General features: G+C 38.1%; 29 protein-coding genes and 1 tRNA gene. 18 read left to right on the forward strand and 12 right to left on the reverse strand.

Going from position 1 to position 24,229, the window contains the following annotated elements; all coding sequences use genetic code 11:
* Positions 1 to 8 precede the first annotated feature (8 nt).
* The gene (locus tag Q9M50_14885; GenBank protein ID MDQ7091894.1) at positions 9 to 824 is read left to right on the forward strand and encodes a DUF2797 domain-containing protein; all 816 of its coding nucleotides are present in this window, start codon (positions 9 to 11) and stop codon (positions 822 to 824) included.
* Positions 825 to 1,047: 223 nt separating this feature from the next.
* Positions 1,048 to 1,797, forward strand: a complete 750-nt coding sequence (locus Q9M50_14890) for a hypothetical protein (protein MDQ7091895.1) — start codon at positions 1,048 to 1,050, stop codon at positions 1,795 to 1,797.
* 73 nt (positions 1,798 to 1,870) lie between these two features.
* Here Q9M50_14890 and Q9M50_14895 read toward each other — a convergent pair whose 3' ends face one another.
* On the reverse strand, positions 1,871 to 2,803 hold the full coding sequence (locus tag Q9M50_14895; GenBank protein MDQ7091896.1) for a folate-binding protein: 933 nt from the start codon (positions 2,801 to 2,803) through the stop codon (positions 1,871 to 1,873).
* A 268-nt stretch (positions 2,804 to 3,071) separates the two neighbouring features.
* On the opposite strand from Q9M50_14895, the gene Q9M50_14900 reads away from it, so the two are divergent.
* Both Q9M50_14900 and Q9M50_14905 read left to right on the forward strand, forming a co-directional pair.
* The gene (locus Q9M50_14900) at positions 3,072 to 4,118 is read left to right on the forward strand and encodes a hypothetical protein (GenBank protein MDQ7091897.1); all 1,047 of its coding nucleotides are present in this window, start codon (positions 3,072 to 3,074) and stop codon (positions 4,116 to 4,118) included.
* A gap of 47 nt (positions 4,119 to 4,165) precedes the next feature.
* Positions 4,166 to 4,300, forward strand: coding sequence for a hypothetical protein (locus Q9M50_14905; GenBank protein MDQ7091898.1), 135 nt, complete (start codon positions 4,166 to 4,168; stop codon positions 4,298 to 4,300).
* 126 nt (positions 4,301 to 4,426) lie between these two features.
* Here the strand turns inward: Q9M50_14905 and Q9M50_14910 are convergent, their stop codons facing one another.
* The 4 genes from Q9M50_14910 to Q9M50_14925 all read right to left on the reverse strand — a co-directional run bounded on the left by Q9M50_14910 (position 4,427) and on the right by Q9M50_14925 (position 6,751).
* Positions 4,427 to 4,558 carry a hypothetical protein gene (locus Q9M50_14910; protein ID MDQ7091899.1) on the reverse strand — a complete coding sequence of 44 codons (132 nt, stop codon included), beginning with the start codon at positions 4,556 to 4,558 and terminating at the stop codon, positions 4,427 to 4,429.
* Between the two features lie 56 nt (positions 4,559 to 4,614).
* Positions 4,615 to 5,169 (reverse strand): DUF1439 domain-containing protein, encoded by a 555-nt coding sequence (locus tag Q9M50_14915; GenBank protein MDQ7091900.1) that lies wholly within the window; start codon positions 5,167 to 5,169, stop codon positions 4,615 to 4,617.
* A gap of 119 nt (positions 5,170 to 5,288) precedes the next feature.
* Positions 5,289 to 6,302 (reverse strand): transposase, encoded by a 1,014-nt coding sequence (locus Q9M50_14920; GenBank protein ID MDQ7091901.1) that lies wholly within the window; start codon positions 6,300 to 6,302, stop codon positions 5,289 to 5,291.
* Positions 6,303 to 6,307: 5 nt separating this feature from the next.
* Complete coding sequence (locus tag Q9M50_14925) at positions 6,308 to 6,751, reverse strand: hypothetical protein (protein ID MDQ7091902.1); 444 nt, start codon at positions 6,749 to 6,751, stop codon at positions 6,308 to 6,310.
* 225 nt (positions 6,752 to 6,976) lie between these two features.
* Between Q9M50_14925 and Q9M50_14930 the strand changes: the two genes are divergently transcribed.
* Positions 6,977 to 7,255: a hypothetical protein gene (locus Q9M50_14930; protein ID MDQ7091903.1), complete on the forward strand. Its 279-nt coding sequence runs from the start codon at positions 6,977 to 6,979 to the stop codon at positions 7,253 to 7,255.
* Here the strand turns inward: Q9M50_14930 and Q9M50_14935 are convergent.
* On the reverse strand, positions 7,229 to 7,690 hold the full coding sequence (locus Q9M50_14935) for a transposase family protein (GenBank protein ID MDQ7091904.1): 462 nt from the start codon (positions 7,688 to 7,690) through the stop codon (positions 7,229 to 7,231). The two genes, Q9M50_14930 and Q9M50_14935, sit on opposite strands and share 27 nt — an antisense overlap.
* Positions 7,653 to 8,156 (reverse strand): transposase family protein, encoded by a 504-nt coding sequence (locus Q9M50_14940; protein MDQ7091905.1) that lies wholly within the window; start codon positions 8,154 to 8,156, stop codon positions 7,653 to 7,655. Before Q9M50_14940 ends, Q9M50_14935 begins: the two co-directional genes overlap by 38 nt.
* Before the next feature lie 650 nt (positions 8,157 to 8,806).
* Between Q9M50_14940 and Q9M50_14945 the strand changes: the two genes are divergently transcribed.
* Together Q9M50_14945 and Q9M50_14950 are read left to right on the forward strand one after the other, a co-directional pair.
* Positions 8,807 to 9,004, forward strand: coding sequence for a hypothetical protein (locus Q9M50_14945; protein ID MDQ7091906.1), 198 nt, complete (start codon positions 8,807 to 8,809; stop codon positions 9,002 to 9,004).
* Positions 8,970 to 10,163: an MFS transporter gene (locus tag Q9M50_14950; GenBank protein ID MDQ7091907.1), complete on the forward strand. Its 1,194-nt coding sequence runs from the start codon at positions 8,970 to 8,972 to the stop codon at positions 10,161 to 10,163. The genes Q9M50_14945 and Q9M50_14950 overlap by 35 nt, the downstream gene beginning before the upstream one ends.
* Here Q9M50_14950 and Q9M50_14955 read toward each other — a convergent pair.
* A complete protein-coding gene (locus Q9M50_14955; GenBank protein ID MDQ7091908.1) occupies positions 10,126 to 10,683 on the reverse strand; it encodes a hypothetical protein in 558 nt (185 codons plus the stop codon). The genes Q9M50_14950 and Q9M50_14955 overlap by 38 nt on opposite strands.
* 162 nt (positions 10,684 to 10,845) lie before the next feature.
* Here Q9M50_14955 and Q9M50_14960 point away from each other — a divergent pair, with 162 nt between their 5' ends.
* The 5 genes from Q9M50_14960 (at position 10,846) to hisD (ending at position 15,173) form a co-directional block, all read left to right on the forward strand.
* Positions 10,846 to 11,526 (forward strand): hypothetical protein, encoded by a 681-nt coding sequence (locus Q9M50_14960; protein MDQ7091909.1) that lies wholly within the window; start codon positions 10,846 to 10,848, stop codon positions 11,524 to 11,526.
* 151 nt (positions 11,527 to 11,677) lie between these two features.
* Positions 11,678 to 11,754: transfer RNA gene (locus Q9M50_14965), tRNA-Asp, on the forward strand.
* A gap of 207 nt (positions 11,755 to 11,961) precedes the next feature.
* Positions 11,962 to 13,233 carry a UDP-N-acetylglucosamine 1-carboxyvinyltransferase gene (gene murA, locus Q9M50_14970; protein MDQ7091910.1) on the forward strand — a complete coding sequence of 424 codons (1,272 nt, stop codon included), beginning with the start codon at positions 11,962 to 11,964 and terminating at the stop codon, positions 13,231 to 13,233.
* Positions 13,234 to 13,236: 3 nt separating this feature from the next.
* Positions 13,237 to 13,869 carry an ATP phosphoribosyltransferase gene (hisG, locus tag Q9M50_14975; protein ID MDQ7091911.1) on the forward strand — a complete coding sequence of 211 codons (633 nt, stop codon included), beginning with the start codon at positions 13,237 to 13,239 and terminating at the stop codon, positions 13,867 to 13,869.
* Positions 13,866 to 15,173 (forward strand): histidinol dehydrogenase, encoded by a 1,308-nt coding sequence (hisD, locus tag Q9M50_14980; GenBank protein ID MDQ7091912.1) that lies wholly within the window; start codon positions 13,866 to 13,868, stop codon positions 15,171 to 15,173. The genes hisG and hisD overlap by 4 nt, the downstream gene beginning before the upstream one ends.
* Positions 15,174 to 15,377: 204 nt before the next feature.
* Here the strand turns inward: hisD and Q9M50_14985 are convergent, their stop codons facing one another.
* The 3 genes from Q9M50_14985 to Q9M50_14995 all read right to left on the reverse strand — a co-directional run bounded on the left by Q9M50_14985 (position 15,378) and on the right by Q9M50_14995 (position 17,702).
* Entirely contained in the window at positions 15,378 to 15,866 is a 489-nt protein-coding gene (locus Q9M50_14985) for a glutathione peroxidase (GenBank protein MDQ7091913.1), read from the reverse strand.
* Positions 15,867 to 16,035: 169 nt separating this feature from the next.
* Entirely contained in the window at positions 16,036 to 16,800 is a 765-nt protein-coding gene (locus tag Q9M50_14990) for an ABC transporter permease (protein MDQ7091914.1), read from the reverse strand.
* Positions 16,797 to 17,702, reverse strand: a complete 906-nt coding sequence (locus Q9M50_14995; protein ID MDQ7091915.1) for an ABC transporter ATP-binding protein — start codon at positions 17,700 to 17,702, stop codon at positions 16,797 to 16,799. The genes Q9M50_14990 and Q9M50_14995 overlap by 4 nt, the downstream gene beginning before the upstream one ends.
* A 96-nt stretch (positions 17,703 to 17,798) precedes the next feature.
* On the opposite strand from Q9M50_14995, the gene ppx reads away from it, so the two are divergent.
* The 3 genes from ppx to Q9M50_15010 all read left to right on the forward strand — a co-directional run bounded on the left by ppx (position 17,799) and on the right by Q9M50_15010 (position 20,549).
* Positions 17,799 to 19,298, forward strand: a complete 1,500-nt coding sequence (gene ppx / locus Q9M50_15000; protein MDQ7091916.1) for an exopolyphosphatase — start codon at positions 17,799 to 17,801, stop codon at positions 19,296 to 19,298.
* Between the two features lie 77 nt (positions 19,299 to 19,375).
* Complete coding sequence (locus Q9M50_15005; GenBank protein ID MDQ7091917.1) at positions 19,376 to 20,269, forward strand: hypothetical protein; 894 nt, start codon at positions 19,376 to 19,378, stop codon at positions 20,267 to 20,269.
* Entirely contained in the window at positions 20,241 to 20,549 is a 309-nt protein-coding gene (locus tag Q9M50_15010; GenBank protein ID MDQ7091918.1) for a hypothetical protein, read from the forward strand. The genes Q9M50_15005 and Q9M50_15010 overlap by 29 nt, the downstream gene beginning before the upstream one ends.
* A gap of 89 nt (positions 20,550 to 20,638) precedes the next feature.
* On the opposite strand, the gene Q9M50_15015 is transcribed toward Q9M50_15010, so the two are convergent.
* Positions 20,639 to 20,902 carry a twin transmembrane helix small protein gene (locus tag Q9M50_15015; protein MDQ7091919.1) on the reverse strand — a complete coding sequence of 88 codons (264 nt, stop codon included), beginning with the start codon at positions 20,900 to 20,902 and terminating at the stop codon, positions 20,639 to 20,641.
* A gap of 77 nt (positions 20,903 to 20,979) precedes the next feature.
* On the opposite strand from Q9M50_15015, the gene Q9M50_15020 reads away from it, so the two are divergent.
* From Q9M50_15020 to ftsY, 3 genes are read left to right on the forward strand one after another with little or no spacing between them, the layout of a single operon-like run.
* Positions 20,980 to 21,717 (forward strand): SURF1 family protein, encoded by a 738-nt coding sequence (locus Q9M50_15020; protein ID MDQ7091920.1) that lies wholly within the window; start codon positions 20,980 to 20,982, stop codon positions 21,715 to 21,717.
* Positions 21,710 to 22,306: a hypothetical protein gene (locus tag Q9M50_15025; GenBank protein MDQ7091921.1), complete on the forward strand. Its 597-nt coding sequence runs from the start codon at positions 21,710 to 21,712 to the stop codon at positions 22,304 to 22,306. The genes Q9M50_15020 and Q9M50_15025 overlap by 8 nt, the downstream gene beginning before the upstream one ends.
* Positions 22,307 to 22,318: 12 nt before the next feature.
* Positions 22,319 to 24,226, forward strand: a complete 1,908-nt coding sequence (gene ftsY, locus Q9M50_15030; GenBank protein MDQ7091922.1) for a signal recognition particle-docking protein FtsY — start codon at positions 22,319 to 22,321, stop codon at positions 24,224 to 24,226.
* The last annotated feature ends 3 nt before the right edge of the window (positions 24,227 to 24,229 follow it).

Here is a 24,229-nt window from a genome sequence, read left to right on the forward strand (position 1 = left end):
GGGACTAAATGCTAGGAATTTTATCTAAAATGAAAACGGAATTGACCTCAACGGTTCAATACCAATTACCCTTATCCGAACAATTAGTTGATTTAAATCCGTTGATCGGCCAGCCCATTAAACTGGTTTATAATGGTCATATTAGTTGTATTCATTGTCACCAAAAAACCAAAAAAAGTTTTAGTCAAGGCTATTGCTACCGCTGTTTTCGATCCCTTCCCCAATGTGATTTATGTATCATGAAACCTGAGCAATGCCATTATGCCGAAGGAACATGCAGAGATCCTAACTGGGGAGATGCATTTTGTATGCAGCCTCATTTTGTTTACTTAGCCAATTCTTCAGGAATAAAAGTGGGAATTACCCGCCACACTCAAATTCCAACACGCTGGATAGATCAAGGAGCCGTACAAGCCTTACCTATCTTTAAAGTTTCAAGTCGTTATTTATCAGGCTTAATTGAAGTTATTATTGCAAAGCATGTCAGCGATAAAACCAGTTGGCAACGAATGCTTAAAAGCAAACCTGAACCCGTTGATTTAATCGCTAAACGAGATGAACTATTAGCGACCTGTGCCTCTGAATTAAAGACACTTAACGATCAATTTGGAGATAATGCACTCGCTTATTTAACCGATGAAAAAGTGATTGATATTGAATTCCCCGTTGTTAATTACCCGACTAAAGTAAAATCGTTAAATTTTGATAAACAGGCCGAAATTTCAGGTCATTTAGAAGGGATTAAAGGCCAGTATTTATTATTGGATAGCGGAGTAATTAATATTCGTAAATTTACAGGCTATGAAATTGAATTAAGTGTATAGATATAACATCACTCCCACTTAAGATAGAATAAAGACGCAAAGCATCACGTCGCGACACTTATCCCATTTAAAAAAGACGAATATAACATTGAAGGCGTTGCTTGATTAGACGATAATACGCCGTTAATGGTTTTTAGCAACACGATACAAAAACACCCACCCTATAACTATTAAGCTTTATCTCACCCACTATTTCAAAAGACCTATAATAAATATACGATTTATGCTTCCTTACTTCCCAGATCCTAACGCTACTATAACGCACAACTACCGTGATTATATTATTAGCTTCGTTACTTTTATCAGTGTCACCATTGCACTCACTTATGATGGAAGTGCGCCCTTAGCGCATCAAAAAATAATGGCTGTTATTGCATGGGCTATCTTAATCACGATGCTTTGGGGAGAAAATACACTCGTTAGAACACAAGTCTTAGTTGCAATGATTTTTGCAACCCTCGGTGAAAACTTTGCCTCCCTTTATATGGAAGGTTATATTTATCGTTTTCGGAATATCCCCGCCTACATTCCAGCAGGTCATGGCATTGTCTACTTAACAGCCGTTGCATTAGGACGGTCAGGATTTTTTCAACGTTATGCTCGAAAAATATCTATTTTTGTGGTGATTGTTGGCGGACTATGGGCGATAAGAGGCGTGAGTCCCTACACTGAACGCGCTGATGCCATTGGTCTTGTCCTTTTTATTATTTTCTTAGTCTGTTTATTTAAAGGCCGTTCACCCATGGTTTACCTAGGGGCATTTTTTATTACCTCATGGCTAGAATTAGTCGGAACGCAAGCTGGAACATGGGCATGGGTTGGCATAGATCCCGTAACAGGATTAAGCCAAGGAAATCCACCCAGTGGAATTGCCGCATGGTATTGCTTAGTCGATGCGGTTGCAATGGCAGGGGCCACCCCGATGCTTAAATTATTTAAACCTTTTTTATCCTCCTCCTCACCATCCGTTTAAACCGACAAAACAGACCATCAGAATACTGTTTTTAAAGCCTTATAGCCGACAAAAAATGTCGGCTTTTCAACGACTAGATCACCTGTAAATTATCTATTTCCCCTCTCACCGTTTGCATTACAACCAGTAATTTTTGTTTACCTTCAAAATCAGACCTTTTAATAATTTTGCCCACTAACTCGCCTTGTTGATTGATAACATTCCCTGCCTCAAAATTAGTTTCAACGGCTGCCTCTGCACTGACTAAACTACGTTTTGCTTTCCCTAAATAATGAGTTCTAGCAACCACTTCTTGCCCTGTATAACAGCCTTTATCAAAGCTAATCCCCCCAAACTTATCTATATTTAACATTTGCGGAATATGATTTTCACTACTATTTTGATCTAACCATGCAATGCCTGCAGAAATATCTAAATAATCCCAAAGAATCGAATTTTGAACCTGTAAACCCTCTTCAAGCCATTGACACCAACGCTCTATACTCTTCTCAACCGTAGTTAGCATTAAATAACGTGAATTAGGCAACTTAATCAGTTCATGATTACGGGTAAAATCACTCGTTGGCGCACTCGAATCATTAAGTTGCTCAAATGAACAGGCTAATCCTGTCAAACAATATTCATTATCTATCGCCTGAATCACAACATCTGAACGCATAACATACATTTGTAATTTCTTCTGTACTTTATCCCGCAATACCGTGGGTAAAACTAAAAAGAAATCATCATTTTCCTTGAAAATCAACAACGTTGAAATCGTTCGTCCTTTTGCATTACAAAATGCAGCAAAAAAACTATTTTCAGCATTTAACGTAGTCATATCACAGGTCAATTGCCCTTGCAAAAAGCTTAAGGCATCCTTACCTACGACCTTTAACGCAGTTAATTGTGGAATGGGGTAGAGAGCAGGGGTTAAGTTCTTTGGACCTTCCGTAAATTGAATATTACCTTCATCTAAAAAAGTCGCTTTTTGAGAACGTAAAAAATCTAACCAACTTGAATTCATAATTATCCGTATTTATCTAAAAAAATAAATTATAACTCAATATACTGGCGAGACTAATGCAAATAGAGGGTAAATCGCATAACGACTGGAGGCGTTATCTCGCTATGCTCGATAAGCTTGACCATCCTACTTGGTCGTTTATTAAGTATTTTATCAGGCGTTTTTATAATGTTAGTATTTTTCGTATCTACTTTAAATCTCAGGGTAAAGATAAAATTTCTAAAATAGATTTGACAACATATCATAAAAGAACGAATAGTTACATACTTTGAATATCCACGACCTACAGGCTGAAACTAACGCCATTTATCAAGAAATCGCTCAAATTGAAAGTAGCGAAGCGCAGGATATTGTCAAAAAAATATTCAATCTTATTGAACGCTTAGCCAGTGATAAATTGTCTTTAGAAACTGAATTACAGCAACTTCGTGACGAGGTTAATCGCTTAAAAGGTGAGCAGGGAAAGCCTGATATCAAACCCAATAAAAATAATAAGGGTGATGATATTTCATCCGAAGACGAACGTAAAAAAGCACAAGTTGACGCGCAAAAAGAAACTAATAACGACACTGAAAATACGGACTCGGATAAGAAAAAACGCCGCCGTAAACCCAAGATCCCACGAGTTAAAATCGACCAAACGCTAAAATGCCTACTCGACAAAACTGGCTTGCCTAGCGACTTAGTATCTAAAGGCTTTGCGGAAGTGGTGATTCAAGACATTGTCATCAAAACCAATAATATTAAGTATCTCCGTGAGATTTTTTATTCACCTTCTGAAAATAAGTATTACCGCGCCCAATTGCCTGAAGGCGTTCGAGGTCAGGGCGAATTTGGTATTGGAATTCGTAGCTTGATTCCCATGCTTAAGATGATGGGCGTGACCGAAAAACCCATGGTCGGTTTTTTTGAAAATATTGGCATTGTGGTGTCGCCGACTTATGTTTCTCAGCAATGGACAGGCGGTTATGACTGGGCGCATCAGGAAAAAAGCGAACTTTATCGCAGCGGCATTCTCAACAGTGATTATGGACAGATTGATGATACCAGTGCGCGAGTCAACGGTGATAACCACTATTGTCAGGTGGTCTGCAACGACTTGTTTACCGCTTATTTCACCACCAAACACAAAAACCGTTTATCGGTTCTGGACGTGCTGACCGATTATGCGCCACGCCATTATATCTACAATCAACAGGCTCAATCCTTGCTTGACGAGTTCAAGTTAGCTGATAAAGCGCGGGTAAAAGTTGATGCTCAAATACCTGTCAATACAGTGATGAATCAAGAAGACAAGCGCGTGCGCGAGACATAAGCTTCCAGACTCGAAATGAGAAAGGCACGAAAATCAAAGACAGTTTTATGAGTCTTGCTGAAACGGCTAAAAAACTAGCCGTGAGTTTTTATGATTATGTTTATGACCGAGTTAGTGGTGAATTCAAAATGCCGTCTATGGCGAATCTTATCGCTCAAAAAGCGCAAAGTTTGCAGGTCTGATATTTGTTTTACCCTGAAATTTAAAGTAGATACGTTTTCAGGGTGAAACCAGCATTCATGTACACCATATTATAAGACGGTGTGACGGTGGTGGCGATGCTTTGAGCAATCTTGTAATGCTACATCCTAACTGTCATCGTCAAGTCCATTACTTGATGAACCTCGATGCAGATACGAATTTTGTATCGGCACATTTAACGGCTGGCTCTGGATAACGGGGCTTAGTAAGGCTTGAGCCGTGTGCGGTGAAAGTCGCACGCACGGTTCTTAGAGGGCTTCCCCGCCGCGAGGTGGGGCGGCTACTCGACTTATGTTTAAATTCCAAGTATAACCACCAATTCTTGATTCTCAATACTCACATTCTTAAGTACCATTTTTGCTAGTACTTGTTTTGTATCAGTTACACGCAAAGTGTAAATAGGATGGTTTTTATAATATGCAGCTAAAGCTTTTGTAAGGGCTTTATTGGTCTTATCTGTATATTTAGGAGGAATACCCTGAATAGTTAAATGCTCAACAATCGGTTCTGTAAGAAAAAATTGACCCTTCTCAGCTAAATAGACAACTTTCCCAGATACATCTAGTATACCGGCAAGAGACTTAGAACTTTTGTTGATATTGATATTAAATACTACATCTAATCCTGCATCCACTCTGCTAGAACCATTTTCAAGATGAACTCTAGGATTTTTAAGTGTTACTTGAATGATAAACAAATAGGTTTTCGTTAGCGGTAGTTTTGCCTCAAGTTTACTCTGCATGTCGGACTCAGAAAGCCTAACGACGTATTCTTTGCCAGAAAAATAGTAATAAGAACCTGCTAACAGAGCAATAAATACGATAATTGTAACTAACGCTATTTTTTTCATATTTTCCACTTGAACATAACGCCAAAATCAGCGCGCAGCTAAAAGTGGCAGGGCTTTTGCGTCAGCAAAAGGCATGACGCTTTTAGGTATCTACTTTAAATTTCAGGGTAAAACAAATATCAGACCTGCAAACTTTGCGCTTTTTGAGCGATAAGATTCGCCATAGACGGCATTTTGAATTCACCACTAACTCGGTCATAAACATAATCATAAAAACTCACGGCTAGTTTTTTAGCCGTTTCAGCAAGACTCATAAAACTGTCTTTGATTTTCGTGCCTTTCTCATTTCGAGTCTGGAAGCTTATGTCTCGCGCACGCGCTTGTCTTCTTGCGCCGAGTTCGGCTGCATTATTATGTAATGGTAATTTCGGAAGTTCCAAAACTCGCAATAATTCGGTCTTTTTCGCCAGTGTTTTGGCGATGCGATCATTGAGGTCTTCATAATCGCTTGTGGTTGCAAACAATTCATTAAATCGCGTTAACAACCATGCCTTTTTATCGGGGCTGGGATTTTTTTGATAGTTAAGCAACTCCTTATAATACTCCCAATAGAGCCCTCGAAAATCGGCTAATGCTTGCTGATGTATTTCCAGAATTGGACGGAGTTTTTTGTAGTGGCGAGCATCGTGAACCCAGCATAACCCCAAATGTTCCGTCAGTAATTTGAATTGCGGCGCATCGTCTGCAAGCAAGGTTTCAATAACAGGAAAATCCGTTTGTTGCTGATAATAGGCAATGGCGCAAGCTTCGGTGACATGCGTTGCCTGTCTTACGCCTAAGGTATTTAAGATCGCTAAGTGCAACTTAAATTGCGCTTCATTCATCACTGTATTGACAGGTATTTGAGCATCAACTTTTGCCCGTGCTTTATCAGCTAACTTGAACTCGTCAAGCAAGGATTGAGCCTGTTGATTGTAGATATAATGGCGTGGCGCATAATCGGTCAGCACGTCCAGAACCGATAAACGGTTTTTGTGTTTGGTGGTGAAATAAGCGGTAAACAAGTCGTTGCAGACCACCTGACAATAGTGGTTATCACCGTTGACTCGCGCACTGGTATCATCAATCTGCCCGTAATTACTGTTGAGAATACCGCTGCGATAAAGCTCGCTTTTTTCCTGAGACTTAAGCATGGGAATTAAGCTACGAAAAAGCCTTTAGATACTAAGTCGCTAGGCAAGCCAGTTTTGTCGAGTAGGCATTTTAGCGTTTGGTCGATTTTAACTCGTGGGATCTTGGGTTTACGGCGGCGTTTTTTCTTATCCGAGTCCGTATTTTCAGTGTCGTTATTAGTTTCTTTTTGCGCGTCAACTTGTGCTTTTTTACGTTCGTCTTCGGATGAAATATCATCACCCTTATTATTTTTATTGGGTTTGATATCAGGCTTTCCCTGCTCACCTTTCAAGCGATTAACCTCGTCACGAAGTTGCTGTAATTCAGTTTCTAAAGACAATTTATCACTGGCTAAGCGTTCAATAAGATTGAATATTTTTTTGACAATATCCTGCGCTTCGCTACTTTCCATTTGAGCGATCGCTTGATAAATGGCGTTAGTTTCAGCCTGTAGGTCGTGGATATTCAAAGTATGTAAATGATCGTTCTTTTATGATATGTTGTCAAATCTATTTTAGAAATTTTATCTTTACCCTGAGATTTAAAGTAGATACATTATGTTTATGACCGAGTTAGTGGTGAATTCAAAATGCCGTCTATGGCGAATCTTATCGCTCAAAAAGCGCAAAGTTTGCAGGTCTGATATTTGTTTTACCCTGAAATTTAAAGTAGATACATAAAAGCCTTACTGGATATGAGTACGCTCACGAACCATATCACTGCGCTTCCTAAATTACCTCGGGCTTTATTAGCTTATCAGTATTTAATAAAAGGTCTGGTTTTTCAACAGGAATTGAAACGGGCAGGCATTCCTATTTTAGAGGGAGTCAGTGAATTAAAGGCGTTAGGCGATCAGGATAAAATTAACGCGATTCAATTTAAACATAAAGGTCAACTTAAAACCTTAACCACGGATTTATTATTAGACTTGTTCTTTAAGAAGAAGTTAATATATCATGTTAAAATTCCATAGGATAGCCGCTAAAAAAGAAAATAAATCTTTTACACCTTCTTTTTTATTTCTAAACTTGTCAACTAGACATCTATATCTTTTCATTCCACCGATTACATGCTCAACAATGACTCTTTCACGACTCATCTCTTTGTTTTCTTTTTTTTGTTTTTCAGTTAATGTTGGGTTTGGATTATGCTTAGATTTATTTGGTTTTTTATGAGGAATATTTACCGAATTAGTTTTATATTCATTATTAAACCCCAAATAACCTAAATCAATAAATATATTAAAATTACTAAACCAATTTAATTCTGGATTAAATTCTTTTTTAAACATTCCATAATCATGATTTTTACCCGGAAAACTAACCCCAATATATAAAATTAAATGACCTAAAGAAGCTATAGTGGTATTTTTAATTGTATGCTGTTTTTTTACCACTGTAAAATTCATTTTGTTCTTCATAGTCACTAGGGCGTTGTACAGCACGCTCTGTAGCATCTATTATCAATGTTTGAACTCCGCCAAAAGCCTGCTGCATTTCTTCAGGGGTTGAAAAACTTGTTGCAGGTAAAACATTAAATATATCTAACGTCTTTATTAAAATTGGAAATAATTTGTATACATGAGTATGAGCGCATGATTTATTCATATTAAAAGAAAACCCTAAGTGATCGAAAGTAGAATAGCACCTCATATAATTTAATATAAATAATAATTTGTCTGCGGGTGTTTTTAATGTGCTATCTAAACCACTACCGTATTTTCTTTCTTTATTTTCATGTTTTTCTTTTTGATCTTCAATAAGGGTCTTTTCAAATAGAGATAATAGTAAAATAAAATGTTCTGTTTTTAATCCTGTTAAAGCTCTTAACTGTCTATCATCATAAATTCTTGGTAAAATTTCTTTTATTTTCATGTTATACTTTGATTTTTATTTTTTATAGAAATTTATTATAAAGCTTATTTATTATTTTTAATAATTTAATTTAAAGTTTATTTATTAGGCTGTATCAACTGATTGTGAGTGTTATCAAGTATATATAAGCAATTGATTTTAATATATTTTATTTAGAAGAACAAGTCTAATAATGGTAAGCCTAAAAAAGTAGCGATAATCGCTGTCATGAGAAAATTATTAATTTTGTCCTATGGTGTCTTAAAGTCAGAAAAAACATTTGATATAAATTACCAAATTAAGAGCTAGGGTTTTAAAGAGTAAATCAAAATAAGCTTAATTTTTAATAAATAAAAGTAAAATAGAGTTGCTTTTTAAGACAGTATCTGCCCCCTTTATTATTCTTTATTAATATAAAATAATTAATTTAGTGATATTTCGTCGGTTAAAATTTACCGAAGAGTGGCTTGCACTTAAAAGAAAATTGTTTTTTTTAAATAAGAAAAATATTACTTGGACGGGAATTACTGATTTATCAGTATTTATTGTATATTGATAAATTGACGATAAGCATTTAATCGTTTAAATAAATTTTTTTAGTCTATTGGAGTATAGCAGTGGAATTACAACATAAAGCAACCAACCTTTGGGGGAATTTCTTTAACGTCAGAATGGTGCAAATTAGAACCTTCCATCTCACATGGTTTGCCTTCTTTTCTGCTTTTTTTGCATGGTTTGGTATTGCACCGATGATGGTGGTGATTCGAGAAGAATTACATTTAACCAAAGAGCAGGTGGGGTGGACGATTATTGCATCGGTGGCGGCAACTGTCTTTGCGCGTTTTTTTTATTGGTTGGTTATGCGATAGAATCGGGCCAAGATTAGCCTATACTTATTTACTGCTATTTGGTTCGATACCTGTTGCCTGTATTGGGTTTGCAGATAGTTTTGAAAGCTTTTTAGTATTTCGATTATTGATTGGCGTGATTGGGGCTTCATTTGTGATTACCCAATATCATACTTCGGTGATGTTTGCTCCCAATGTGGTGGGACAAGCGAATGCAACCAGTGCAGGCTGGGGAAATCTAGGCGGCGGGGTGACTCAATTAGTGGTGCCGTTAATGTTTTCTGCCTTCGTGATTGGTTTTGGCTTTACCGATGCTGCTGCATGGCGTGCATCAATGGTCGTAGTGGGAACAGTTATTTTCTTTACGGGTATTGCGTATTATCTTTTAACTCAAGATGCACCCGATGGCAATTTTAAAGAATTACGTGAAAAGGGTCTGTTACCTGAAAAGAAAGAAGTGACAGGGACATATTTTGATGCGATGAAAGATTATCGTATCTGGGTATTATTTGTGCTTTATGGCGCGTGTTTTGGGATTGAATTAACCGTTAATAATGTCGCTGCACTGTACTTTTACGATTATTTTGAAGTCGATATGGTAACAGCAGGGATGATTGCCGCATGTTTTGGTTTGATGAATGTTTTTGCTCGTACGTTAGGCGGTATTTTTGCGGATAACTGTGCCTCATTATGGGGTTTAAAAGGGCGTGCTTATTGGTTGTTTGTGGTGTTATTTGCAGAAGGTCTGGCGTTAATGCTATTTTCACAAATGAGTGTATTATTCTTGGCGATTCCCACTTTAATTATTTTTTCCTTATGTACGCAAATGGCAGAAGGAGCAACGTATTCAGTAGTGCCTTTTATGAATAAAAAAGCCTTGGGTGCTGTTTCAGGCGTGGTGGGTGCTGGTGGAAATGCAGGGGCTGTTGCCGCTGGATTTTTATTTAAAGGGGCGATGGACTGGGATGAAGTATTTTTTGTGATTGGTATTGTGGTCACTATTGCATCATTTTTAACCTTTTTATTACGTTTTACACCTGAGCAAGAACGTGAAGAGCGAGTGGCATTTGAACGAGCGAATATGGATGTATTACAAGCAAAAGCAGCCGATGCTAATGCGGCAGTAGAACATTCTTTACAAGTTATTCATGATACTGAAGCAGAGATGCGTCAAAAATAATAATGTAAGCTATTTTGTTTCTTGAATTAAACATAAAAGGAAAGGCAGTCGTCCTTTCCTTTTCTAAGATTTCTCGTTCCCAAGCTGGAGCTTGGGAATAAGACAAGTCGCTAGGCAAGCCAGTTTTGTCGAGTAGGCATTTTAGCGTTTGGTCGATTTTAACTCGTGGGATCTTGGGTTTACGGCGGCGTTTTTTCTTATCCGAGTCCGTATTTTCAGTGTCGTTATTAGTTTCTTTTTGCGCGTCAACTTGTGCTTTTTTACGTTCGTCTTCGGATGAAATATCATCACCCTTATTATTTTTATTGGGTTTGATATCAGGCTTTCCCTGCTCACCTTTCAAGCGATTAACCTCGTCACGAAGTTGCTGTAATTCAGTTTCTAAAGACAATTTATCACTGGCTAAGCGTTCAATAAGATTGAATATTTTTTTGACAATATCCTGCGCTTCGCTACTTTCCATTTGAGCGATTGCTTGATAAATGGCGTTAGTTTCAGCCTGTCGGTCGTGGATATTCAAAGTATGTAAATGTTCGTTCTTTTATGATATGTTGTCAAATCTATTTTAGAAATTTTATCTTTACCCTGAGATTTAAAGTAGATACGTTTTTCTCATATTATCTCAGAAAAAACGGCGGGTAATTTTAGTACAACGCTCTCATCGAATACCAGTGTCGATATATTGAACGTTAATCTATCAAATTCTGATTTAACCACCTTAACCGCAACAAATTATGAAACCATCAACCTAAAATCCTCGTTAGGGGAAGGCAGTGGTAGCGTGACGAATACGGTGACCACCTTAATCAATCAAATCGCCTCAACACTGGTTATTACGGGGGATACCGATTTAACTATCACAAATGCTCTTGCCCAAGGAAGTATTAATGCCGCAACATTCACAGGAATATTAACCGCCACCGGTTCTGCCGCTGCCGATACTCTTAATGGCGGAACCAACAATGATAAATTAACAGGCGGGGGCGGCGTTGACACCTTTACAGGGAATGCAGGGGACGATACCTTTATGACCTTAACCGCCTCTGGAAATGACCGTGATACCACCGTAGACGCGCTAACCGATGTCATTAAAGATTTTACTAATGGCCTTAATACCCTTGGTGGCTTAGGCACAAAAGCCAATGCAACTAACTATTTTGAAGAAACAACCTCAGTCATCAATTTAACCAACTTGTTAGCCGCAGCCGAGACTAAACTTGATGGGACTGTCAAATATTATCTTGATAGCGTTGGCAGTGATACTTATTTAGTGGTTGATGATAACGGAACAGGTTACACCGATGTGATTAAACTCATGGGGACAACCCTTGATAATATTGATACCAGCAGCATTATTGCGTAAAAAAATAGCGTCTTAAAAAACTAAATTATTTATTTAAAATCCTTGCCTTATAACGTTGTAAAAAACCGTTGAAGTTAGGTTTTTTTGCTTAAGGATAAAAATTAAACTTGACGATTAAAATAAATAGCCTAGAATATGCACACCTTGTCGCGGAGCGGTAGTTCAGTTGGTTAGAATACTGGCCTGTCACGCCAGGGGTCGCGGGTTCGAGTCCCGTCCGCTCCGCCAAGATCATTACACGAACTCAAGTCTTCTTTAAACCTTAAGATAAAGACACTTTATCTCTTAGGTTATTCTACATTGTCGTCCTATACCCCATATTCTCGTTCTATCCCTAGAACACGTTAAATCAAAATGTAAAATAGAAAATTCATCGTCTTAAAACTACGATAGAATAGACTTCCCTTATTTCAACCTTCTACACTCAATCTCAATATGGATAAACTGAAAATCACAGGGGGCGCACAGCTTTCAGGTGAACTTAAAATCTCTGGTGCTAAAAATGCTGCATTACCCATTCTTGCTGCAACCATACTAGCGGATACGCCTGTTAACATCGGTAATATTCCACATTTACGTGATATTACAACCACCATGGAATTACTCGGTCAGATGGGCGTAAAGCTCATGATTGATGAGAAAATGAGTGTCGAAGTTGATGCCAGTACCATGAGTAGTTTTGAAGCCCCGTATGACTTAGTTAAAACAATGCGTGCCTCCATTTTAGTGTTAGGGCCTTTATTAGCCCGTTTTGGAGAAGCCCACGTTTCCTTACCAGGCGGCTGTGCCATTGGTTCACGTCCTGTTAACATCCATTTAGATGCCTTGGAAAAAATGGGTGCGGAAGTTATTGTTGAAAATGGCTATATTCATGCAAAAGTTGATCGTTTAAAAGGCTGTCATCTTGTCCTTGATTTAATTACCGTCACAGGCACTGAAAACATCTTAATGGCGGCCACCTTAGCCGAAGGGACCACCATTATTGAAAATGCCGCTAAAGAACCTGAAGTCACCGATCTTGCTTGTTTTTTAAATAAATTAGGCGCGAAAATCACAGGAATTGGCACTCATGTATTAACCATTGAAGGGGTTGATCGTTTAGGCGTTAAAGATTTACATTACGATATTCTACCTGACCGCATTGAGACAGGAACGTACCTCATTGCCGCCGCGATTACAGGGGGAAAAGTTAAATTAAAAAATACCGATGCCTCACTTCTTGACGCGGTTTTAGATAAATTACGCGAAGCTGGCGCGGAAATAACCTCAGGGGAGGATTGGATTAGTCTGGATATGCACGGTAAAAAACCTAACGCTATTTCAGTCACAACAGCCCCCTACCCTGATTTTCCTACCGACATGCAAGCGCAATTTACCGCCTTGAACTTAATAGCCGAAGGGGTCGGTTTAATCACAGAAACCGTCTTTGAAAATCGTTTTATGCACATTCAAGAAATGCAACGCATGGGGGCTGATTTAAAAATTGACTCCAATACCGTGACCTGCACAGGCGTTAATAAATTAATGGGTGCGCCCGTCATGGCAACCGACCTTAGAGCCTCCGCAGGTTTAGTTCTTGCCGCTTTAGTGGCTGAAGGGGATACGATTGTTGATCGTATTTATCATATTGACCGAGGCTACGACCATATTGAAGAGAAACTTTCTCAATTAGGAGCCACTATTCGCCGTATATCGTTTGAGGGATAAATAATGCTAACCATTGCTGTTTCAAAAGGTCGAATCTATAAAGATGCACTTCCTTTGCTCGAAGCTGCGGGCATTGTTCCGCTTGATGACCCTAAAACGTCGCGTAAACTTATTTTAAGAACCACTCAAAAAGATGTTCGCTTGGTTATTATTCGTGCAACCGATGTTCCGACCTTTGTTGAATATGGAGCAGCCGATTTAGGCATTGCGGGTAAAGATGTCCTTTTAGAACACGGAGCGGAAGGACTTTATGAACCGTTAGATTTAGGGATTGCCCGTTGCCAAATGATGACCGCAGGCTACGTTGATGCGCCGCCATTAGGCCGACGAGTTCGTGTCGCCACTAAATATGTTAAAACAGCAAAACGTTATTTTGCAAGCATCGGGATACAAGCTGAGATTATAAAACTTTACGGCGCGATGGAACTTGCCCCCTTAGTTGGACTCGCTGATTGTATCGTTGATTTAGTCGAAACGGGAAATACCTTAAAAGCCAATGGACTTGAACCGAAAGAATTAATTTGTGAAATCAGCTCACGATTAGTCGTTAATAAAGCCTCCATGAAAATGAAACATCAAATGATTCAACCGCTTATTGACCAATTTGAAGAAACATTAAAAACGATGAAATTATGAGTGATCTACACATAACCCACCTTGATACCGCTGACACTGATTTTTCTGTCAATTTAAACACCTTATTAGCGTGGGATAACTCCGATGATTTAGCCATTCATCAGCGTGTATTAGATATAATTTCCACAGTACGCTCTCAAGGAAATCAAGCGGTTATAGATTATACCAATCAGTTTGACCACTGTAATATTAAAACCGCCTCAGAATTAGAGCTTTCTAAGGAAGTCTTAAAGCAAGCATGGGATAATTTACCTAAAAAAGAAGCGAATGCGCTACAAATAGCAGCGGATCGTATTTTTGCTTACGCAGAACATCAAAAATTAGAAAGCTGGGACTATCAAGAAGCGGATGGAACCGTATTAGGTCAAAAAATAACCGCCTTGGATAAAGTAGGGCTTTATGTCCCTGGTGGAAAAGCCGCCTATCCCTCCTCCGTACTGATGAACGCCATTCCTGCCAAAGTAGCAGGAGTCAATGAACTCATTATGGTGGTTCCCACACCTCACGGTGAAACTAACGCGCTAGTCTTAGCGGCTGCTTATTTAGCAGGCGTTGATCGTATTTTTACCATTGGCGGCGCACAAGCGATCGCGGCATTGGCTTATGGAACTGAAACCATTCCAGCGGTTGATAAAATTGTGGGCCCAGGTAACATTTACGTCGCGACCGCCAAAAAACTCGTCTTTGGACAAGTGGGTATTGATATGATTGCAGGCCCGTCTGAAATTCTCATTGTCTGTGATGGAAAAACCCATCCTGATTGGATTGCAATGGATTTATTTTCACAAGCTGAACATGATGAGCAAGCCCAAGCCATTTTAATTTCAGATGATGCCGCTTATCTTAAAGCGGTTGAAGCGAGTATTCAAAAATTACTGCCAACAATGGAACGACAAGCCATTATTAAAACCTCACTAGGAACAAGAGGGGCTTTTATTAAAGTCGCGAATTTAGATGAAACCGCCGAAGTCGTCAATCGCATTGCTCCTGAGCATTTAGAACTTTCTATTGAAAACCCTGAAGAACTCTGCCTTAAGATTCGTAATGCAGGGGCTATTTTTATGGGACGCTATACCGCAGAAGCCCTAGGGGATTATTGTGCAGGGCCAAATCATGTTTTACCAACCTCAAGTACCGCCCGCTATTCCTCTCCTTTAGGGGTCTATGATTTCCAAAAACGTTCCAGTTTAATTAATTGCTCAAAGGAAGGTGCGAATACTTTAGGTGAAATTGCTTCGGTATTAGCACGTGGCGAAGGTTTAACCGCACATGCCCGTTCTGCTGAGTATCGGCTACCAACTTAAGGCGGGACAGCTCGTAATAATGTTTTAAAACCATGAAAAGCATGAAGCACTTGAAGATTAAGACTTCATGTCCTTCATGGTGTATTTAACAAAAGTTGTTATCTGTCCCGTCTTAAATCGGTAGCCCTTTTTTATAGACGCGATCAATATCCGGAATGCCGGCTAAATGTTCGATAACTACCCATTTTTCATTTTGCATAATGATTAACTCGCTAAATAATTGTCAATGTCAGATGTTAGTTTGCTTGGTGAGGTGATAGGGGCGTACCTTTGAACGACGGCCCCATTTTTATCAATTAAAAATTTGGTGAAATTCCATTTTATAGGGCTTATTCCTAACAAACCCCTTTGTTGAGATTTAAGATACGTAAATAAAGGTTCTGCATTACGACCATTAACCTCTATTTTTGCAAATACTGGAAACGATACTTGATAATTTAACTGACAAAATTTATTAATTTCAGTATTATTTTCAGGTTCTTGATGACCAAATTGATTGCAGGGGAATGCTAACACCACAAATTTATCTGCACCATATTTATCTTGAAGCTGTTGTAATTTTTCATATTGTGGAGTAAAGCCACATTTGCTAGCGGTATTTACAATGAGTAATACTTTACCTTGGTAATCAGCCAGATTGATTGTTTGCTGATTAGACGTTGTTACTGAAAATGAATATAGTTTTTCTGACATAGTTTTGTTACACCTTAAATTTATAAGTAAGTATTAACAATATAAACGACGTTTAATAAATCAGGAAAATTCTTATGCCATGCTTGAATTTGATAGACACAAACTTGTGTGTTTTTCACTATCTTTGTTGATAAAGCAGGCGTTTCTGTAAGACAAAAATAGCTTACAATTAATCTCTAATGCCAATGCCTTTTTGAAGTAAATTTAAGCAAATTAAGGTTAGTAAAACAATAAACCCGACGGTTCTCCCTAAAGCCAATTCAACCGCAATATCACTAATACCTAAAAAACCATATCGAAAACTATTAATCATATATAAAATAGGATTAGCAAGCGATATATGCTGCCAAATTTCAGGCAACATGGCAACCGAATAAAAAACCCCACCTAAATAATTTAAAGGCGTTAAAATAAAGTTAGGAATCAGGGAAATATCATCAAAACTATTTGCAAATACCGCATTAATAAAACCCGCTAATGCAAAAAGTGTAGCGGTTAAAAATGCAGTCACTAAAATAATAGCTACGTTATGAATCTGAATCTGTGTAAATAAAAGTGAAATCATCGCAACAACACAACCAACCATTAACCCACGCAGAATTCCCCCACTCAGATAACCCACTAAGATAACCCAGTTAGACACGGGGGCAACTAACAGCTCTTCAACATGACTTTGAAATTTAGCGGCGTAAAAAGAAGAGGCAACATTAGAATAAGCGTGGCTAATAACGGACATTAATATCACACCCGGTACAATATAATCCATATAGCTAACGCCATTAATACTACCGACACGATCACCAATTAATTTCCCAAAAATTAAAAAATATAACGAGGTACTAATAGCAGGGGGTAATAATGTTTGCGGCCAAATACGAAGAAAACGGTGAGTTTCTTTGTGTACGATCGTAAAAAGGGCGATTAATGTATTCATTGTACAATATCCATAAATAGCTGCTCTAAACGATTGGATTTATTTTTAAGGCTTTTTATTTGAATATTATGCGTGGACAACTCTTCAAATAATTGATTTAACGAGTTTCTCTTAGGAATGGCCACACTAAGTACCTTTTCTTCAATTAAATCAAATTTATAACCTTCAATTTCAGGGGTCTTATGTAACGGTTTTTCTAAATCTAAAATAAAATGATTAACGTTAATATAACTTAAAAGCGTCGCCATATCGGAGTTTTCAACAATCATTCCTTCATGAATAATCGCAATATTACGACACAGATTCTCAGCCTCTTCTAAATAATGCGTTGTTAGAATAATGGCCGTCCCCTCTTTGTTGACTTGCTCCATCATTTCCCACATTGAGCGACGAATTTCAATATCGACACCCGCTGTAGGTTCATCTAAAATGAGTAATTTAGGATGTGGAATTAAGGCACGCGCAATCATAACACGACGTTTCATCCCCCCAGATAAACGCCTAGAAACCGTATCGCGCTTTTCCCATAGGTGCATTTGTTTTAAGGCTTTTTTAGCCCGAATTTTAGCTTCTTTACGCGGAATACCAAAATACCCTGCATAAATAAGCAAAATATTTTCAACGGTTTCATATTGGTTGAAATTAATTTCTTGAGGAACAATGCCTAAATTTAGTTTCGCTTTTTTATTTTCCTTAACAATGTCATGTCCAAAAATACTTACATTGCCTGATGTTTTATTAATTAAGGAACAAATAATGCCAATCGTGGTTGATTTCCCTGCGCCATTTGCACCGAGCAATGCAAAAAAATCACCTTCTTCGACATCAAGATCAATCCCTTTCAAAGCCACAAAGCCGTTCTTATAGGTTTTGGTTAAATTTTCTATTGAAAGTGCGTACATTTGTCAAAAAGATAGTAGAGTAGATGAGTTTAGTATAAATTAACGCTATAATTTTATCAGTTTAATTTTTCAATAATGATATATAGGATAATTCCCGTGACTCAAAAATTACCTGAAATTGTTGCGGCTGTCGACCTAGGTTCAAACAGCTTTCACATGATTGTATGTAGTCTTAAAGAAGGAAAACTACAAACTGTTGACCGATTAAAAGAAATGGTTCGTCTCGCTTCAGGGCTTAATGAGGATAATAAACTAAATGCTAAAACTCAGGCCCGCGCCCTCATTTGCCTAGAACGTTTTGGGCAACGGGTGCGTAATTTTCCCCCTAGCAGTGTGCGTATCGTCGGTACAAATACGTTGCGAATGGCTAAAAATTCACGACAATTTCTGATTAAAGCCGAAGCCGCGTTAGGTCATCCTATTCATATTATTTCAGGCATAGAAGAAGCCCGTTTAATTTATCAAGGCGTGGCCCATAGTTTAAGTTCTAATGCTAAATTACGCTTCGTAATGGATATCGGCGGCGGAAGTACTGAATATATTATTGGGAATAATGATACCCCTCGAACCAAAGAAAGTTTAAATATGGGCTGTGTTACCGTCAGTAATAAATTTTTTCGGAACGGCGTCCTCTCTGAACACGCGTTTAAACAAGCTGTTTTATTTTCGGAACAAAAATTAGAACCCTATCAAGGACGTTTTTCGTATACGCAATGGGATGAAGCCATTGGTGCATCAGGTTCTTTAAAAGCGATTGGGAAAGTAGTCACCGCGAAAGGCTGGAGTAATAATGGAATTACCCTTATAGGGTTAGAGAAATTAGTCAGTCATATCACTGCCTGTGACCATGTTAATGATTTAAAATTACCCGAATTAAGTGATGAGCGTTTACCTGTTTTTGTTGGCGGCGTGGCTATTATTTATGCCACCTTTAAAACGCTAGGTATCCAGCAAATGACTCTTTCAGAAGGGGCCTTGCGAGAAGGTCTGATTGATGATTTATTAGGGCGAATTTATAATCATGATACCCGTTTAAAAACCGTAGAAACCTTAGCCAGTCATTATTATGTGGATAAAAGTCATGCTTTAAATATTAAAAAAACGGTTTATTACATGTTAAAGCAACTTGATCGCACACAAACACAGGATGAGCGAAAAATGGTTGCACAATTTTTAGGCTGGGCGACTGAGCTTCATGAAATTGGTTGTGATATTGCCCACAGTGGTTATCATACACACGGGGCTTATATTATTGAACACGCTGACCTTGCAGGATTTTCACGCCAAGATCAAATTTTATTAGCGACCTTAGTGAGACTTCATCGAAAAAAATTTTCCACCAGTTATTTTAAAGAATTACCCAAGCCGTGGAAGAATTATGCCCCGTTATTAACCATTATTTTACGGTTAGCTGTGGTTTTACATCGCAATCGACATACGCAATCCTTACCTAGTTTTGAAATTTCCGTTATCAAAAAACAAATCAAACTGATCTTTCCTAAGAATTGGTTAACCGAATTACCCCTAACTCATGCCGATTTAGAGCTTGAAGCTGATTATTTAGAGAAGGGTGGTTTTAAACTCAGCTATCGTTGATAATGCGGGTCTTACTGCGGTTATTATTTTTTTGTTTTTATGCCCCCATTATTATATGTAGTGTTTTAGGGCTATTAATGACCACAGATAAACCCATGGTTGTCATCAACTATCCACTGGATGTCATTGAAATCAGACAGCTTAAAGCAATTTTTCGCCAAGTTAATGCCAGTAAACAAGCCATTAAAACCTTACGGTTAAGCCAGAAAAACCTTAATAATTTATTTAATTATTTTTTAAATCGTTATTTTGAAATCGCCACTCATATCGTTTTTGCGCGTAATGAATTAGCCATTCAAATTTCCTTACAGCTCCCTAAAAAAAGTCTAGGAAATTATTTAAATATTAGCTTTAAATTAAATTATCAAGATAATCGTTTATTCAAATTTCATTCGTTGCAAATTGGTCAGCTCCTCATTGCCGATGAATTTTCGCAATTTTTTTTACAAAGAGTGCCTAACTATGGCTCTTTTAATGAGCCTTATACCCTTGTAAAAAAAGCGGTTAAGCGGATTAAAGTAACCCCCGATTATCTAACCTTAGCCTATTATTTTGAATCCTCCGCTAACGAGGGTTCACCCACCTCATTACTCACCGAAAACAAACGGGCCTTAAGGTTTTATCAACATCAAATTGATCTTATTATTGAAAAACATGACCCCGCATGGCGACTTTCACTGGCTCAGTTATTACAACCTTTATTTAAAATAGCCTATCAACGCTCAAGTTTAGACACCGCTATTGATGAAAACAAATGGGTCATTATGGCGGTCAGTCGTTATGTTAACCAATCTGAAATTCAACGTTATTTACCCTTTAATAAATTAAATCATAAGCTACAATATGCCACCTTTTTATATAAACGGATGGATATGGCAAAACATTTTATGGCCTCTGCACTACTGACTGCGGTTGGTAACAGTACGTTAGCCGTACTCTTAGGTGAAAAAAAAAGAATTAAGGGATGCTAAATTTGGACAGGGATTTAGTTTTATTGATTTGGCGGGCGATAAGGCGGGCATTCGTTTTGGAAAAACGGCGACTGAAAACCCTCAAAGCGCACGACAATTACAAAAAAAAATGGCCATTATTGCAAATTATCGTGCATTTATGCCCGAAGTTCGTGATTTACCTGAAAATATTAGTCATGATGCCTTTAACACAACCTTTGGCTCTATCGAGAGCCCCGCGTATCAATTGATGGTAAAGAAAATAGATGATCGCATCGCTGCTTTATCTATTTATCAGTAAGGATACTGGCTAACACCCAACCGAAAAAATAAGGTTAAGCCCTTAATTTTTATTAATTTATATCCCCTATTTCATTCAATCGTCAAATGCTAAGGGGTTGATGCAGGTATGGATTGCATGGTTCGTTGATGCTGCATTCTAGCCCCGATTCCTTCAGGTTTAATAAGGCCTGTTGCATACGCGATAAAAATTAAAATAAATAAGGTTAATGACAATCCAATACGAACCGTTAAGGCCTTGGCCGTTTTTTCAGAAGGCTCCTGACCGTTATTTTTAACCATGTAAAAAAATGCAGTCCCTAAACTCGCAATGATAAGAAGGAAGGCAATGATAATAAGGCTTTTAGTAATCATTAAAAAATGTTCAAATTGAGTAAAATGACTATTTTCGATTATTAAGGCGTATTTGCCAATAGAGAGATCTAAAATTTATGCACTTTAAATTATTTAAACAAACGATTCATCAGTCTTTTTTCTTAATCATCGCTTATCTATTGATGATGATCCTTTTACTCAACTTGGGTTTTTGGCAATTAAATCGTGCCGATGAAAAAAGAGAGTTTTTACAGCGGCAACAAAAACAATTAAAATCTGTTTTAAATTTAACCACTGAGACCGATGACAATCTGGACGCATTACGTTATCAACCCGTTCGCATTGAAGGGGTTTATGATACGAGTAAACAATTTTTAATTGATAATCAAATTGTAAAAGGTAAAGCGGGCTATTTTATCATGACCCCTTTCGTTTTAAAGGGCGGAACAAAGGCGGTATTAATTAATCGAGGTTGGCTACCCGCCAATCCTGACCGTTCTATTTTACCTAACATTGACTTAATTAAAAATACGTACGCTCTTAAGGGAAGAATTAATAATTTTCCAAGCGTGGGTTTAAAACTTAAAGGGGCTGAAATTCCCTCTAAAGGATGGCCCTCTGTGCTACAAATCGCAGAAAGTAATATTTTAGCGCAAAAATTAGGCTACGAATTATTTTCATTTCAAGTGGAATTAGACCCCACAGAAACACAGGGGTATAGCCGTTATTGGTTAGAAAAGACTATCATGCCACCTGAAAAGCATATAGGCTATGCCGTACAATGGTTCGGGTTGGCCATGACTTTAACCTTTTTATTTTTTTGGCATAGCCGTAAAACACGAATAAATGACTAAACAACAACAACAAAATCGACGCTCGATTTTAATTATTTTTGGATTAACCTTCATTCCCTTTTGTATCGCGTGGTTCTTATCAAATAATCCCGATTTAGTACGATCGGGTAGTAGTAATGGTGAACTGGTTACGCCTGTCATCACGACTGAACGAGCTGAATTTACAGGATTTGATGAGTTTTCTAAACAAAACATTAGCGAATTAGCGGGCCATTGGTTATTAGTGAATATTATTCCTAATAAAACCTGCAATCTAGTGTGTGTCGATGCAATGCATAAAACGAAACAATTGCGCTTAATGCTGAATAAAGATTTAACCCGCGTACGGCGAATCGTTTTAGTTTTTAAAGACAGTGATCCTCAATTAGCTAAAACGTGGTGGCAAGAAGATACCCGCTTATTGCATATTAAACCGACTCCATCATTAATCACTAAACTTGAAACCATTAGAAAAGGAACGGTTGCCGAGGGCATGTTATTTTTAATCGACCCGTTAGGCAATATTATGATGCAATATGACCCTAAATTTGACCCTTATGCGGTTAAACGCGACCTTAAAAAATTACTTAGAATTTCACAAATTGGTTAAGAGAATAAAAAAATGTTAAGAAAAATAACCTTTTTCGCCTGTTTGCTGGCTTTAATAAGTAGTATTTTTAGTGCTTATTTTCATTTAACAGCGGTTAATGTCAGTGTATTGACCTTACAAAACGTTTCAACGGAACCGTTTGCCTTACTGAATAGTTGGAAGCTCCCTTATTTTTGGGCCCTTTCATTTTTAAATTTACTCGTATTAATCGTTGTTGCGTGGCGACCTCAGACCCATCACTGCAAAGTCGCAACCACGGTGGTTACGGTGATGCTGTTAATGGGATTACAGGTTTTTACCGGTGTTTGGGCGATAGAAACGCAGGGGATGCCGTTAGCGGTCACGTTGGAAATTAGTTTAGGCTTTATTAATTTTTGGTTGTTATTTCGTTTGTATTTACAGACACACCCAAAATTAGTACGACAAACTAACCGATCGGTCGCGGGGTATTTTGCTTATGCTGCGATCCTATTATTATTTGTGCAAATTCTACTAGGCGTTTGGTCAAGTAGTAATACGTCAAGCTTAATGTGTAGCGATTTCCCACGTTGTCAAGGACAGTGGTTACCCGCACAAGCCGATTTTATTAATGGACTTAATCTTTTTAACGGGGTTGTAACGCATTATTTTGGGGTGATCTCATTTGATGCCCAACTTGCTGTCCATTGGTTACATCGAGTAGGCGGGGGCATTACGTTCATTGTCCTCGTATTACTCATGTTGAATGTCACCTCAGTTCAACAACCAAAGCCCATACGTAAAGCGGGCCTGTTAATGAGTATCTTTTTACTCATTGAATTAGGTCTGGGTACGTTTAGTATTAAACTAGGCTTACCTCTATGGATTATGATGGCACATAATAGCTTTGCGGCTTTATTAATGTTGCCCTTAATTGCGATCAGTGTTTATAGTCGTTATGGTTTTGTCGTTGATGCCCCTCAAGTTGATGCGGTTATTGAAAAATCGCCTACCGTTGATGTTCAACCCAGTTCAACTGACCCTTTATATTTACGCTTAACCTCACAACTGAAAAAAACCCGTCATGGCTTAGGGGGAATTTTAACCAGCTTACCGCTCGGACAAAAAGGACTCAGTGAGGATTTATTAGATAAGATCGAAGCTCAATTATTGTTAGCCGATATTGGGGTGGAAGCAACGACCGACATTATTAATAAATTAACCGAAAATTTAGATAAACATCAACTTAAGGACAGTGAAGCCTTATTATTAGCGTTAAAGAAGGATTTATTAGACATTCTCACCCCGTGTGATCACCCACTCGTTATTTCTAAACAGGACAAGCCTTTTGTTATCTTAGTGATTGGTGTCAACGGAGCGGGTAAAACCACAACGATTGGAAAATTAGCTAAAAAGTTACAAAACCAAGGGCATAGTGTCATGCTCGCCGCAGGGGATACCTTTAGAGCAGCGGCAGTTGAGCAATTACAAGTTTGGGGCGAGCGTAATGATGTTCAGGTTGTTGCACAACATAGTGGAGCTGATTCCGCTTCAGTCGTATTTGATGCCTTGCAATCGGCACAAGCGAAAGGCATTGATGTCTTAATTGCCGATACCGCAGGTCGTCTACATACCAAATCCAATTTAATGCAAGAGCTGGAAAAAATTAAACGCATTATGGGAAAATTAGATGATACGGCCCCGCATGAAGTCTTATTAGTGTTAGATGCAGGGACGGGACAAAATGCCTTATCACAAGCTAAATTATTTAATGAGACCGTTACCTTAACGGGATTAATCTTAACTAAATTAGATGGAACCGCAAAAGGCGGGGTTATTTTTGCCTTAGCGAAACAATTAAATCTACCTATCCGTCATATCGGTATTGGCGAAGGCATTGATGACTTACAAGAATTTAATGCAAAACACTTTGTAGATGCCTTATTTGTAACTGACGAGTAAACC

It is taken from the genome of Methylococcales bacterium (assembly GCA_030949405.1).
In the GTDB taxonomy this organism is placed as follows: Bacteria; Pseudomonadota; Gammaproteobacteria; order Methylococcales; family Methylomonadaceae; genus WTBX01.